We start from the raw sequence: 14920 nt of genomic DNA on the forward strand, positions 1-14920 counted from the left end.
GCCTGCCTGTATAAAAGGCCGTATATCCGGTACAGGAAATCATGCATGGTTTCTCTTACCGGACTGCGCGTATTTTTTCGGCGTAATTCCGGTCAGCTTTTTAAAAACTGCAATAAAATGGCTGTCACTGTTATAGGAAAGCTTTAAGGCCACATCCGTCACCGAGTTTCCTTCCTTTAACAGGGCTTTTGCCGCTATAATTTTCTGATTTGCCACATACTGCATGAGAGTAAAGCCTGTTTCCTTTTTAAAATAATGACTCAGATAATAGCGGTTCATATAAAACTTCCGGGAAATTTCATCCAGATCCAGCCTCTCCTCCACATGGGCCGCTATATACTTTTTCAGCTGCTCGATCCTTTCCCTGTATAAAATGGGATCCTGAAATTCCTGCTTCCTCTTTTCATCCAGGCCCTTATTGTTCTTCTCCTCTTCTATAAAAAACCGGTACATTTCATTAATGGCAGTGATTGCTTCCAGAATAGAGAGCTTAAGCTTAACCGAGGATTCTGCGCTGTTTTTATGGTCGGAATTAATATTCCCTTCTATCTTTCCAAACAGCTTTTCCACCTTTTCAAGCTTTTCCCCTGAAAGGTGCAGTCTGTGAATAAACTGCTCCGGCCGGTTTTCAAAAAACACGGAGAAATCGTAGTGAAAAGCCGCTGCCATGTTCACAAGAAGCTCAGGCTCAAACATGAGGACATAGCGGTTGTGGGCCTTTCCTTCCGCACCGCTGGTCCTGTGATACTCCTTGTTGTTAATAAAAAACAAGTCCCCTGCATTTACGTGATAAGTACGGTTTCCGATTTCCATCAATGCCCCGTCCGTAAGGAAGAGGATGATTTCATACTGGTTGTGAAAATGGAAGCCCTGCATGGCCCAGTTTTCGGAACTTCCATGAAAATAGTACAATGATTCAAATTCTTCAAAGAATACCCGTTCTTTCATTTCCGCAACCAATCCTTTCTAAGGCATATGAAGCTTCTATTTCCAATACGGCTGAAGCGCCTCCTGAAGTGCCAGTATCATTAGAGCCTGCCCATAGGTCATGGGGCAGCATGGAATCGTTTTATAAAAATCTTCATCCATTCCAATGGGAGTGCCATAGGATACATTTGATACGGTCCCATCCGCTTCTATATAATCCATAAGGCTTTCCATTGCTTTCTCAATCAGTGCTCCAAACTCCTCCCCGTTTAAAATCCCCAGCCGGACACCCTTCATGATGCCATAAAGAAAGGCAGCGCTTGCAGATAATTCAATGTAAGAGGACGGACTGTTAATGACAGTATGCCACAGCCCCTTATCCGGATCCGCGTACTGCTTCAGCGCCATGACCTGGTTTTCATAGACATTGAGGAAATAACGCTTCAGCCCTCCGTCAAGCTCCATCTCATCCATAAGCTCCATGATAACAATGGTATACCAGCAGTTTCCTCTTCCCCATAAAATGCCTCCGTAATTATCTCTTCTCTTAAAATTAAAGCCATGGTAAAAAAGTCCTTCTTTCTTATTGAGAAGATATTTTATGTGGTTTAAGATCTGATAACCGGCCTCTTCCATATAGTCCCGGCGGTTTAAAAGCTTACCGGCCCGGGCTAAAAACAGTACCGCCATAAACAGGGTATCAATGAGTATCTCATCATCATTGGGATCACCTGTGATCATGTGCTGAAAGCAGCCGTCACCTGTCCGGATCAGCTTTTTATCCTTCATGATCCAGTCCGCCCAGTCCTGAATGAAAGCCAGGTACTTGTCTTTCCCCGTTCTCTCATAAAGATAAGTAAGGGTCACCATGGGGGAGGTGGTATTCACATTCCGTTCCAGAATCCCCTCTTCCAGCCTCTTGTCATACCATTTGACCAGAAAATCCAGTATCTCCTCCTTTCCGGTGACTTCATAATATTTATAAAGCCCAAAAAGTCCCACTCCCTGAGGCCACTCCCAGCAATTGATATCAATGAGGCTGATGGGATATTTCTCCTTCATCCCATTATTCTTAAGTACCATCATCTTTTGGGATACAAGATTTAACTTTTCATCAATCACCCTTTTGTCAACCACGTCTTATTTTCTCCCTTAATGTTATTTTTCCTTCCACTGCCAGGGGATAGTCATATACCGTTTTTCCATTTACCCTTAAGAGGAATTCTTCATCAACCAGATAGATATCTCCTCTGTCATCGGATACCGTGGTCTTCTCGTCTTCCAAAGTGATCTCAATCTTCTGGAAGGCGTGAAAGACGTTATCCAGGTTTCCGTATTCCTCCAGGCTGCCAACTCTCACTACCCATACATTATCCCTGCCCATGCTGATGAACTCGCGGAACCGGTTGGGGCCTTCTTCCTGCATGATCAGTCCCCCCAGAGCTTTCACCGCCAGATAAGCCCCGTCCTTTTCCAGCACAAGCACGCCTCCTTCTCCCTTATAGCGGGAAAATGCACTGATGGGGATATAAGCATGGGTGTAATCAATTCTTTCCTCCTCCCCAATATGGTATCTTAATATTCCCGTGTCCCCATACTGGACTCCTAAAGGAAGCACCCCGTTGCCTGCCCAGAAATTAGGCCTTCCGCTTCCGTAAGAAAAGGATTCTCCCGGATGATTGATGAAAGCCTGGGCTACCCCGTCGATCGTTGCCTGCATGATATGTTCCTGATACCCCTTTTTGAAAGGCTTAAACCCCACAGCCGTGGACAAAAGCCCGCAGCTGTCCTTATACAGATAAAGATTTACATGGCCTTCAAATCCCTGGGTATTTTCAAATATCATCTCCCGGCCTTTTTCTATCACCCCATAGTGCCTGTACTCTTTTGGAGCTTCATAATCCCCCAGAACCAATGATATGTAACCAATACAGGCTCTGTTTAAATATCCCGCATTGTATGCAATATACAAAAGAGAGGTGGTTCCTGCATTATAATTCCCTTTCATTTCTTTCTCATAGGTTCGCCCAAAGCTGGTCATGACGGCTCCCTTATGGGCATTTATGGCAAGAGAGAAGAAGATCATATCAAGAGCTTTTTTCGCCTTTTTATGAAGAGAGCTTTCCTTATCCGTCAGATTATAAAGGGTACCGATTCCCAGTACATCAACGGGAATGTAGGCATTGGAGTTCCATTCTGTTATGAACTCCCGGAAGAATTCATCAAACCACTGATGAAGCAGTTCCTCCCCCCGTTCTTTTGCTTGGGCCCCGGTCCGGCCGCTGTTGGTAAAGATGCGGTCCGGTAAGTAGGAACCGGCCAGATACTGGCAGCAGTGAAACAGGAGGGCGTGATTTTCACTGAAAAACCACATCACATCATCCCCCGGCTCATCGATCCAGTACCTGTAATGGACCATGGCGTCTTCCAGGGCTGTTTTTAAGGTGTCCGATATCCGGTCACGGAAAACACCGTAGATGTAAAGCATGATGATAAAATGGAAATCAGAACAGTCTTTCCTGCTTCTGACTCCTTCCAGTTCCTCAAGCAGGATGTCTTCCGCCCTTTGATATTCTCTTTCAGCCTGGAACAATGCAGCCGCCTTATAGGTATTTTCGGGAGCAAACCGGATTATGGTTTCCAGGGCAAGACGTTTTCTGGCCTTTCCATCGGAGCCGTGATATGCCAGAAACTCCTTTCTCACCAGCTGGTTTCCAATCTTCCGCTTCACAGAGATCCCCATATAGGTAAGGGATACCGTAAAATAATAATATCCCGGCGGCAGCTCATCCGTCTCCAATAAATAAAGGCCCTTCTGACCCGGCTCCATGGAGTAATGCTTTGTTGTTATCATCTTCCAGGCTTCCTGCATCTTCTCAATAAATTCGCCTGGAGTTATGATCACATCAAGCTCCAGAGGAGAATCAAAGGGGTTGGTCAGGTTCATTTTCAGGGACTCGCTGATATAGGCTTCCTTGTCAAAGCTCATGGCCTCCAACATCCGCTCCAACCCGGCGAGCACCCTTTCCTCGATCTCATCGCTGACAGGAAGCATAATCTTTAAGTCCCCATCTCCCAGCCGCTTCATGCGGAAGTAATAATCCGTATCCCTTTCAGCCAGATCATCCAGGCAGACGACCACCTTATTTTGCCCCTGCAAAAGCGGTACGGACACTACAGTCTTCTTTACCAGATTTCGTGTAAATGGGGTAAAATCCGTAACCAGCCGGTCATTGACCCACAAAGTCAGGCCTCCGCACGTCTCCAGTTCAAAGACCACAGATTCCTCTTTTTCTGCCCAAAGCTCTGTATAACCATACATCCGCAGATAAGTAGGCTGATAATAAAACCCGGAAGCATCCACTCCGGTATTGCCAAATGGAAAATACAGCTTCATGGGACTTGTCTGATCAAATACGGTGACAGCATCCCCATGGTTGATTCCGCTAAAGTCCGGACATGGCGGCAGCTCTTCCTTTCTCTTTGCCACAAATTCTTTTCTGCATGGATTTTCGTGAATGGCAAACCCCTTCTTTAACCATTCGTTTACCCGGCCGCTTAAGGTGGTTTTCGTAAACTGCCGGACCTGGGTGTATACACCGGTAATTAAAAAACGGTTTACAAACCCTTCCGCAAACAGTGGATATTCCAGATATTTCATGTCTTTACTTCCTCTCCATTTATTCTTTTACTCCGCCGGCCGTCATACCGCCGATGATATATTTCTGCAACGTAATAAATACAATAATGACCGGAATCATGGATACCACTGACATGGCAAGCAGACTGTTCCAATCCACGGAATATTCCCCTGAATAATTTGCCAGAGCCAGCTGAATGGTGTAACGTTCCTTGCTGTTGATCACCAGTTTGGGCCAGAGATAATCATTCCATCTCCACATAAAGGAGAAAATACATAGCACGGAAATGACCGGCTTTGCAAGAGGCAGCATGACCCTCATTAAAATATTCAGCTCAGAAGCACCGTCGATCCTGGCAGCTTCCATATAGGCATCAGGGATCCCCACATAATACTGCCTTACAAGAAACACTGCCGTGGGCGACGCCACTGCAGGAATGATCAGCCCCCATAAGCTGTTATAAAGGTTCACAGCCACGATCACCTTAAAAATCGGGATCATGATGACTTCTAAGGGCACCATCAAGGTTGCCAGCACAATGCCGAAAAGCAGTTTTTCTCCCTTAAAATGATACTTGGCAAAGGCATAGCCGGACATCACATTGACCACAATGGTCAGGCATGTGGCAACCAGACTGGTAAACACTGTATTTAAAAAATAAACCCCGAAACGGCCTTCCTCCAAAGCTCTCCGGTAATTATTAAGGGAAGGGCTCCTGCCAAATAAGCTGGGCGGCCAGGAAAACAATTCTCCTGTACTTTTAAAGGAAGAGCAGATGACCCAGACAACGGGCATGAGAAACAGGAAGGTGAGAACCAGTAAAAGCACCCATGTGATCCCTTCTGAAAGTCTTTTCTTCATATCAGTCCGCATCCTGTTCTCCCCCCTTATTGACCTTAAATTGTAAGACAGTAAACATGGCTAACAGGAGAAACAGGATCATGGTCATTGCGCTGGCATAACCCATCTGGTTCTTCTCAAAGCCTGTCTCCTGAATGGTCTGAACCATGAATTTTGTGGCCCCTGCCGGGCCGCCCTGTGTCAGGGCATATACCAGAGGATAGGTCTTAATGATGGTGACCGTGGAGAGAACAATGACCAGCAGACTGGTAGGCTTTAGAAGAGGAAGCGTAATATAGCGGAACTGATGCCACAGCCCCGCCCCATCGATTCTGGAGGCTTCATAATAAGTCTCAGAGATGGATTTAATCCCGGAAACAAACATGACCATGTAATAGCCGGACATGCTCCAGGCCGTGACAAAGATCACCACCCCCATGGCGTTGTTCTGATCCGTCAGCCACTTTACCGGAGCCCTTCCACCATAAGTCAGCAGATAATTGATGACCCCAAAATCCTCTCCCAGAAGAAATCGCCAGGTTAATCCTACGATAATACTGGAAATCATGGTAGGCCAGTAAAACACTGCCCGAAAAAAATCACTTCCCTTTATATTTCCAGTCAAAAGCACAGCCAGCCCCAGGGATGACACATAGACAAGGGGAACGGAAACTGCGGTAAAAAATATGGTCCGGAAAAAAGATCCCCAGAAACTACTATCTGATAAAAGTTTAACATAGTTTTGAATCCCTACAAATTTCTGAGGATTTACCCCATCCCATTTGGTCAGGGAAATCCACAATCCATTGAGAGCGGGAAAAAACAGAAACAGCCCGAAAATCACCAGAGTCGGCGCCAGCAAAAGGTATGGAAACACTTTCTGTTCAAAACTTCTCATTCTCTTTACCTCCTCTTTTTCACAATTATACCATGAGGTTCCAAAGAAAAACTTTGTTTTCTTGTGCAAATACCACAAAATATTGCCAAAATAAAGAGCCTGCTTTGCAAACTCCTGCGCCTGCGGCGGTCCCACTGGGATATCTTCCGCTTACGCCGCAGTGCGCATCCACAGAGGAGTGTTTTTATTTTACAAGGGTGTTCAGAGAACTTTCCTGTAAAATAAAAACGCCCCTGGCAGTCTGATCCTGCCAAGGGCTATCTTACATCTTATTCTGCTGTCTCGTTCTCGTCAATATCCAAAACCTCTTCCGCCTCATCAAAGCCATCGTCTGTCAGCAGAATCTCTTCATCATCCTCTGACAGGGTGATCTCATCCTTATCATCGAAAGCGGAATCTGTATTCAATCCGATGGTGCGGTAACGCTTCATGCCGGTACCGGCCGGAATCGGCTTACCAATGATTACGTTCTCTTTAAGACCGATCAAGTGGTCCACCTTGCCGTTGATGGCAGCTTCAGTCAGAACCTTTGTGGTCTCCTGGAAGGAAGCTGCGGATAAGAAGGAATCAGTAGCCAGAGATGCTTTTGTGATACCAAGCATAACCTGCTTTCCTTCTGCCGGGTTCTTTCCTTCCGCAAAAAGGGAGTCGTTTAAATCATTGTAATCCAGAACATCCATGGAGGTTCCCGGAAGCACATCACTGTCTCCGCTTTCCTCGATCTTAATCTTCTTAAGCATCTGTCTTACGATCATCTCAACGTGTTTATCATTGATTTCAACACCCTGTAAACGGTATACACGCTGTACTTCCTGGATCATATAATCCTGGACAGCGCGGACGCCTTTGATCTTTAAGATGTCGTGAGGGTTCACACTACCTTCGGTCAGCTCATCGCCGGCTTCAAGCACCTGGCCATCCTGAACCTTGATCCTGGATCCGTAAGGAATCAGGTAGGTCTTGGAATTGCCGGTCTCATTCTCGGTCACAATGATCTCCCGCTTTTTCTTGGTGTCCTTAATGGTCACCACGCCGCCGAATTCTGCGATGATCGCAAGACCCTTTGGCTTACGTGCTTCAAAAAGTTCCTCAACACGGGGAAGACCCTGTGTGATATCGCCGCCGGCAACACCGCCGGTGTGGAAGGTACGCATGGTAAGCTGGGTTCCAGGCTCACCGATGGACTGGGCAGCGATGATACCGACTGCTTCGCCTACCTGAACCGGCTGTCCTGTAGCCATGTTCGCTCCGTAACATTTTGCACACACGCCCAGATGGGATTTACAGGTTAAAACGGTACGGATCTTTATGGAATCACGTCCAAGCTTCTTTAACACATTCATAACCGCAGCAGCTCGCTTTGGCGTACACATGTGATTTGCCTTTACAATAACTTCCCCTGTATCCGGATCAGTAATGGTTTCTGCAATGAAACGGCCTGTAATACGTTCCTCCAGGCTTTCAATGGTTTCCTGGCCGTCTGTAAAGGCCTTGATCTCCATAAACGGCGTATCCTTACCTTCGCAGCAGTCGATCTCACGGATAATAAGATCCTGGGAAACGTCTACCAGACGTCTGGTTAAATAACCGGAGTCAGCAGTACGCAAAGCTGTATCAGAAAGTCCTTTACGGGCTCCATGAGCGGAGATAAAGTACTCCAAAACGTCAAGACCTTCACGGAAATTGGACTTGATAGGAAGCTCAATGGTATGACCGGTAGTATCAGCCATAAGTCCACGCATACCTGCCAGCTGCTTGATCTGCTTATCAGAACCACGGGCTCCGGAATCAGCCATCATATAGATGTTGTTGTATTTATCAAGTCCTGTCAACAGATCATGGGTCAGCTGGTCGTCGGTCGCTTTCCATGTGTCAATTACTTCTTTATAACGCTCTTCCTCCGTAATAAGACCGCGGCGGAAGTTCTTTGCAATCTGGTCAACCGTCGCCTGAGCGTCAGAGATCAGCTTCGGCTTGCTTTCCGGTACGGTCATGTCGGAGATGGATACGGTCATAGCCGCTCTTGTAGAGTACTTATAACCGATGGCCTTGATATCATCCAAGGTCTCTGCAGTCTGAACTGCGCCATGGACATTGATGACCTTTTCAAGAATCTGCTTTAACTGCTTCTTTCCAACATGGAAGTCAACTTCCATTAAAAGCTCGTTGCCTGGAACGGATCTGTCAACAAATCCCAGGTCCTGAGGAACGATCTCATTGAAAATGAAACGGCCTACAGTTGATTCCACGGCTCCTGTCTTTACGGTTCCATCAGGCATCCTCTTGCTCACCCTGGCTTTAATTCTGGAATGAAGGGTAACTGCCTGGTTCTCATAAGCGAGAATGGCTTCATTCACGCTCTTAAATACCATTCCTTCACCCTTGGCCCCCGGTCTTTCCTGGGTCAGGTAATAAATTCCCAAAACCATATCCTGGGAAGGAACTGCCACAGGACCGCCGTCAGAAGGCTTTAATAAGTTGTTTGGTGATAAGAGAAGGAAACGGCATTCTGCCTGGGCTTCCACGGAAAGCGGCAGATGAACCGCCATCTGGTCTCCGTCAAAGTCGGCGTTGAACGCAGTACAAACCAATGGGTGAAGCTTAATGGCTTTACCTTCTACCAGGATCGGTTCAAATGCCTGGATACCAAGTCTGTGAAGGGTAGGCGCACGGTTTAACATAACCGGATGCTCTTTAATAACATCTTCCAGCACATCCCATACCTCTGTCTGAAGACGCTCTACCATCTTTTTTGCATTCTTTATATTATGAGCGGTTCCGTTGGAAACCAGCTCCTTCATAACAAAAGGTTTAAACAGCTCAATAGCCATTTCCTTTGGAAGACCGCACTGGTAGATCTTAAGCTCCGGTCCTACTACGATAACGGAACGTCCGGAATAATCCACACGCTTACCTAAAAGGTTCTGGCGGAAACGTCCCTGTTTTCCCTTTAACATATCGGAAAGGGACTTTAAAGCACGGTTTCCAGGTCCGGTTACCGGCCTTCCACGTCTGCCGTTGTCAATGAGGGCATCCACCGCTTCCTGAAGCATACGCTTTTCGTTGCGGACAATGATGTCCGGAGCGCCCAGCTCCAACAGACGGGCAAGACGATTGTTACGGTTTATAATTCTTCTGTATAGATCATTTAAGTCTGAGGTGGCAAAGCGGCCGCCGTCAAGCTGTACCATAGGACGGATATCCGGAGGAATTACCGGAACAACCGTCATGATCATCCACTCCGGTAAGTTGCCGGAATTACGGAATGCCTCTACCACTTCCAGTCTCTTGATGATCCTGGCACGTTTCTGGCCTGTGGCTTCCTTTAACCCCTTCTTTAACTCCTCAGAGTCCTTTTCAAGATCAATGGACTGCAAAAGCTCCAGAATGGCTTCCGCACCCATTCCCACACGGAAGGTGCCGTAGCCGTATTTTTCTATTTCTTCCCGGTATTCCTTTTCTGATAAGACCTGCTTATACTGCAGTCCCGTATTACCGGCTTCCAGCACCACATAAGATGCGAAATACAGCACCTTTTCCAGGGTCCTTGGAGAAATGTCCAGGATCAGACCCATACGGCTGGGAATCCCTTTAAAATACCAGATATGAGAAACAGGAGCGGCCAGCTGGATATGGCCCATACGTTCCCTGCGGACACTGGCCTTCGTTACTTCAACGCCGCACCGGTCACAGATAACGCCTTTGTACCGGATCTTCTTATATTTACCACAGTGGCATTCCCAGTCCTTGCTCGGTCCAAAGATCCGTTCGCAGAACAGACCGTCTTTTTCCGGCTTTAAGGTCCTGTAGTTGATAGTCTCCGGCTTTTTCACTTCACCATGGGACCATTCCAGGATCTTCTCCGGAGATGCCAAACCGATCTTAATGGCATCAAATGTCATTGGGTGGTAAGTTTCATTATTTTCAGGCATGCGCGGTTCTCCCTTCCATTATTCTTCGTCTGAATCCTCAAATTCCACGTCATCGAAATCCTCAAAAGAATCTTCGACAACGTCTACCTCCTCATCTTCATCGACGGTTACCAGTTCATCATCCTTAAATTCCTGCTTCTGATAACCTAAGTCACTAAAGGATTCTTCTTCCCGGTAATGCCTGTCGCCCTCGATGATGGATCTTAAATCTGTTTCTTCGTAATCGGTACTTTCCGCGATCTGAACCTCCGTATTGTCATCACGCAGCACTCTTACATCAAGCGCCAGAGACTGAAGCTCTTTTAACAATACCTTGAAGGATTCCGGAATTCCCGGCTCAGGAATATTATCGCCCTTTATGATGGCCTCGTAAGTTTTTACACGCCCTACCACATCATCGGATTTCACGGTCATGATCTCCTGCAGTGTGTAGGAAGCACCATAGGCCTCCAGAGCCCAAACCTCCATCTCTCCGAAACGCTGGCCGCCGAACTGGGCTTTACCTCCGAGAGGCTGCTGGGTAACCAGAGAGTATGGTCCTGTGGAACGGGCATGGATCTTATCATCAACCAGATGATGCAGCTTCAGATAGTGCATGTGGCCGATGGTAACCGGGCTGTCAAAAAACTCGCCGGTACGGCCGTCACGAAGACGGACCTTACCGTCACGGTTAATGGGAACGCCCTTCCACAATTCCTTGTGTTCCAGGTGATCGCCCAGATACTGAATGACCTCAGGCTTTAATGTTTCACTATATTTTTCCTGGAAATCCTCCCACTCCGTATTTACGTAGTCGTTGGCTACATCCAGGGTATCCATAATATCAATCTCGTTTGCTCCGTCAAATACAGGAGTTGATACGTTAAATCCAAGAGCTCTTGCTGCCAGGCTTAAATGGATCTCAAGCACCTGCCCGATGTTCATACGGGACGGCACGCCCAAGGGGTTCAACACGATGTCAAGAGGGCGGCCATTTGGAAGGAACGGCATATCTTCTACCGGAAGCACCCGGGAAACAACACCCTTGTTTCCGTGACGGCCGGCCATCTTATCACCTACAGAGATTTTTCTCTTCTGGGCAATGTAAATGCGGACAGTCTGGTTTACGCCTGGTGAAAGCTCATCGCCGTTTTCTCTTGTAAATACTTTTGCATCCACAATAATTCCGTAAGCACCGTGAGGAACCTTTAAGGAGGTATCACGGACTTCTCTTGCTTTTTCGCCGAAGATTGCGCGCAGCAGCCGTTCCTCTGCAGTCAGTTCTGTCTCTCCCTTAGGAGTGACCTTACCAACCAGGATATCACCGGCACGGACTTCTGCACCGATTCTTATGATTCCTCTTTCGTCAAGATCCTTTAAGGCATCCTCGCCCACTCCCGGAACATCTCTGGTGATCTCTTCCGGTCCTAATTTGGTATCACGGGCTTCCGCCTCATATTCTTCGATATGGACAGAGGTATAAACATCCTCCTGAACCAGCTTCTCGCTTAAGAGAACCGCATCCTCGTAATTGTAACCTTCCCAGGTCATGAACCCGATCAGGGGGTTCTTGCCAAGAGCGATCTCACCGTTCTGAGTGGACGGGCCGTCTGCAATGACTTCTCCCTTTTCCACATGGCTGTTCTTATATACGATTGGCTTCTGGTTATAGCAGTTTGACTGGTTGCTTCTCTTAAATTTGGTCAGGCGGTAAATATCCTTTCCGCCGTCAGAATCTCTCTTGATAATAATTTCATTGGAAGCGGAACGCTCCACAACACCGGCATTTCTGGCAACAACGCAAACACCGGAGTCTACCGCCGCCTTGGATTCCATGCCGGTTCCTACTACAGGAGTCTCTGTTGTTAACAGGGGCACGGCCTGACGCTGCATGTTGGATCCCATGAGGGCACGGTTTGCATCGTCGTTCTCAAGGAAGGGGATCATGGCAGTTGCAACGGAAAATACCATCTTAGGAGAAACGTCCATGAGGTCAATGTTTTTCCTCTGGAACTCGGAAGTTTCTTCACGGAAACGTCCGGAAATATTCTTATGAACAAAGTGACCGGCCTCATCCAAAGGCTCATTTGCCTGGGCAACCACGAAGTTATCTTCTTCGTCAGCTGTCAGGTAAATAACCTCATCAGTGACCACCGGGTTCTGGGCATTGGTCTTATCCACCACACGGTAAGGAGCTTCTACAAATCCATACTGGTTTACTCTCGCATAGGTAGCAAGAGAGTTGATCAGACCGATGTTAGGACCTTCCGGCGTCTCAATGGGGCACATGCGGCCATAATGGGTATAGTGAACGTCCCGGACCTCAAATCCGGCACGGTCTCTGGAAAGACCGCCAGGTCCCAATGCGGACAGACGTCTCTTATGGGTCAGCTCTGCCAGAGGGTTGTTCTGATCCATAAACTGTGACAGCTGGGAGCTTCCGAAGAACTCTTTCACAGCCGCTGTGACAGGTTTGATATTGATCAGGGACTGGGGCGTAATGCCATCCATATCCTGTGTTGTCATACGCTCCCGGACCACTCTTTCCATTCTGGAAAGACCGATGCGGTACTGGTTCTGTAAAAGCTCGCCTACGGCCCGGATTCTACGGTTTCCTAAATGGTCGATATCATCAGCCGTACCCACCTCTTCTTCCAGATGCATGTTGTAATTGATGGATGCCAGGATATCTTCCTTTGTGATATGCTTTGGAATCAGCTCGTTTATATTTCTGTGAAGGGCATTCTTAAGAGCCTCCTCATCCTCGCTTCCAGCTTCTGCCAGGATTTTTTCAAGGGCAGGATAGAATACTAATTCTGTAATACCTGCATCCTTGGGATCAAAGTTTACAAAAGAAGTTAAATCTACCATTAAGTTGGAAAGGACCTTCTGCTTGCGCTCCACTCCTTCCAGCCACACAAAAGGAACAGCCGCATTCTGAATATCGGTCGCAAGCTGCTTGTCTACTGTAGTTCCAGCCTCTGCCAGGATTTCGCCGGTCGTGGTATCCACCACATCCTCAGCAAGAACATGGCCTGTGATACGGTTTTTGAAATGAAGCTTTTTATTGAATTTATATCTTCCGACCTTTGCAAGATCGTATCTTCTGGGGTCAAAAAACATACTATTTAACAAACTTTCAGCACTATCAACAGATAACGGTTCACCTGGGCGGATCTTTTTATATAACTCCAATAAGCCATCCTGGTAATTATCGGACGTATCCTTACCAAAGCTGGCTAATAATTTCGGTTCCTCGCCGAACAGTTCAATAATCTCTGCGTTAGTGCCAAAGCCCAGGGCACGGATCAGCACGGTTACCGGAACCTTTCTGGTTCTGTCCACGCGCACGTAGAAAATGTCATTGGAGTCTGTTTCATACTCCAGCCATGCACCTCTGTTTGGAATTACCGTACAGGCATAAAGCTCTTTTCCTACCTTGTCATGTTCGATACCATAATATATACCTGGGGAACGTACCAACTGGCTTACAATAACTCGCTCGGCACCGTTAATCACAAAGGAACCGGTATCTGTCATAAGCGGAAGATCACCCATGAAGATCTCATGTTCATTAATTTCATCTTTATCTTTATTGCAAAGCCTTACCTTTACCTTTAAAGGAGCCGCATAGGTTGCATCTCTTTCCTTGCATTCTTCTATTGTGTACTTGATATCGTCCTTACATAATGTAAAGTTGACAAACTCAAGACTTAAGTGTCCCGCAAAGTCTGCAATCGGAGAGATGTCTTCAAAGACTTCCTTTAATCCTTCATCAAGGAACCACTGATAGGAATTCTTTTGAATCTCAATCAGGTTTGGCATCTCAAGCACTTCTTTTTGTCTTGAGAAGCTCATTCTCAGGCTCTTACCGGCTGGGACCGGACGCATTCTGCTTTTCTCCATTGACGTTTCACCCCTGTTTTCTTTCTAATCATTTCTGTTTTTGGGCATAAATGTACCTTTAAGGCACACAAATCCACAATAGTGCACATTCCATAATATCACGACGTTGTCAAGGTGTCAAGCATTTTTTACTTGTATTTTCCAAGAAAACGTGTTATACTATTGCAGATAGGCCCAATTTACAAAATGAACTATTGGAGGTATTCCCGGTGAGCACATTTTTAAACGTATTATTAGTGATTCTTTTCATCGCAGCCGTGGCTCTGGCAGTCCTTTATTTTCTTGGAAGAAAGCTGGAAAAGCGTCAGGTGGAACAGCAGCAGGCATTGGAAGCTGCGGCACAGACCGTGTCCATGCTGGTGATCGATAAAAAGAAGATGAAGCTAAAGGATGCAGGGCTTCCTAAGATCGTGTATGAACAAACCCCAAAGTATATGCGCCGCACAAAACTGCCCATTGTAAAGGCAAAGGTTGGCCCAAAGGTTATGACACTGATCGCTGACGCCAAGGTGTTCGAGGTGCTTCCGGTTAAAACAGAAGCTAAGGTTGTGGTAAGCGGTATCTACATAACCGAGATCAAGAGCCTTCGGGGCAAAGCGGTTCCTCCGGCGCCGAAAAAGAAGACATTCTTGGACAGGTTTAAGAAGATCGGAAAGTGAGATTTCTGTATTCACTGATACATGGATACCCGTTTTTTAGAAAGTGATCTGTATTATAAAAAGATCTGTGCAGAATGCCGGAGCGCGATTTTAATCGCATTCCGGCATTTTTTGTTGATAAAGCACAGTTTTGGCCGT

At 46.8% G+C, this 14920-nt stretch carries 8 protein-coding genes; 1 reads left to right on the forward strand and 7 read right to left on the reverse strand.

Features of this window, described 5'->3' with window-relative positions:
- Positions 1 to 39 precede the first annotated feature (39 nt).
- From K401_RS0105090 to rpoB, 7 genes are all read right to left on the reverse strand, one after another.
- Entirely contained in the window at positions 40 to 948 is a 909-nt protein-coding gene (locus K401_RS0105090) for an AraC family transcriptional regulator (protein WP_024291941.1), read from the reverse strand.
- Positions 949 to 984: 36 nt separating this feature from the next.
- Positions 985 to 2064, reverse strand: a complete 1080-nt coding sequence (locus K401_RS0105095) for a glycoside hydrolase family 88/105 protein (RefSeq protein ID WP_024291942.1) — start codon at positions 2062 to 2064, stop codon at positions 985 to 987.
- Positions 2057 to 4588, reverse strand: coding sequence for a hypothetical protein (locus K401_RS0105100; protein WP_024291943.1), 2532 nt, complete (start codon positions 4586 to 4588; stop codon positions 2057 to 2059). Before K401_RS0105100 ends, K401_RS0105095 begins: the two co-directional genes overlap by 8 nt.
- A gap of 19 nt (positions 4589 to 4607) precedes the next feature.
- The gene (locus K401_RS0105105; RefSeq protein WP_024291944.1) at positions 4608 to 5429 is read right to left on the reverse strand and encodes a carbohydrate ABC transporter permease; all 822 of its coding nucleotides are present in this window, start codon (positions 5427 to 5429) and stop codon (positions 4608 to 4610) included.
- A 1-nt stretch (position 5430) separates the two neighbouring features.
- Entirely contained in the window at positions 5431 to 6306 is an 876-nt protein-coding gene (locus K401_RS0105110) for a carbohydrate ABC transporter permease (protein WP_024291945.1), read from the reverse strand.
- 269 nt (positions 6307 to 6575) lie between these two features.
- Positions 6576 to 10238 (reverse strand): DNA-directed RNA polymerase subunit beta', encoded by a 3663-nt coding sequence (rpoC, locus tag K401_RS0105115; protein WP_024291946.1) that lies wholly within the window; start codon positions 10236 to 10238, stop codon positions 6576 to 6578.
- An 18-nt stretch (positions 10239 to 10256) separates the two neighbouring features.
- Entirely contained in the window at positions 10257 to 14123 is a 3867-nt protein-coding gene (gene rpoB, locus K401_RS0105120) for a DNA-directed RNA polymerase subunit beta (protein WP_024291947.1), read from the reverse strand.
- A 209-nt stretch (positions 14124 to 14332) separates the two neighbouring features.
- Between rpoB and K401_RS0105125 the strand changes: the two genes are divergently transcribed.
- Positions 14333 to 14782 carry a hypothetical protein gene (locus K401_RS0105125; RefSeq protein ID WP_024291948.1) on the forward strand — a complete coding sequence of 150 codons (450 nt, stop codon included), beginning with the start codon at positions 14333 to 14335 and terminating at the stop codon, positions 14780 to 14782.
- Positions 14783 to 14920: the final 138 nt, after the last annotated feature.

The organism is Lacrimispora indolis DSM 755, assembly GCF_000526995.1.
GTDB classification, from domain to species: domain Bacteria; phylum Bacillota; class Clostridia; order Lachnospirales; family Lachnospiraceae; genus Lacrimispora; species Lacrimispora indolis.

Coding starts and splice junctions, on each gene's coding strand:
- K401_RS0105090 (WP_024291941.1), bottom strand. CDS start 948: ATGAAAGAACGGGTATTCTTTGAAGAATTTGAATCATTGTACTATTTT.
- K401_RS0105100 (WP_024291943.1), bottom strand. CDS start 4,588: ATGAAATATCTGGAATATCCACTGTTTGCGGAAGGGTTTGTAAACCGT.
- K401_RS0105105 (WP_024291944.1), bottom strand. CDS start 5,429: ATGAAGAAAAGACTTTCAGAAGGGATCACATGGGTGCTTTTACTGGTT.
- K401_RS0105110 (WP_024291945.1), bottom strand. CDS start 6,306: ATGAGAAGTTTTGAACAGAAAGTGTTTCCATACCTTTTGCTGGCGCCG.
- rpoC (WP_024291946.1), bottom strand. CDS start 10,238: ATGCCTGAAAATAATGAAACTTACCACCCAATGACATTTGATGCCATT.
- rpoB (WP_024291947.1), bottom strand. CDS start 14,123: ATGGAGAAAAGCAGAATGCGTCCGGTCCCAGCCGGTAAGAGCCTGAGA.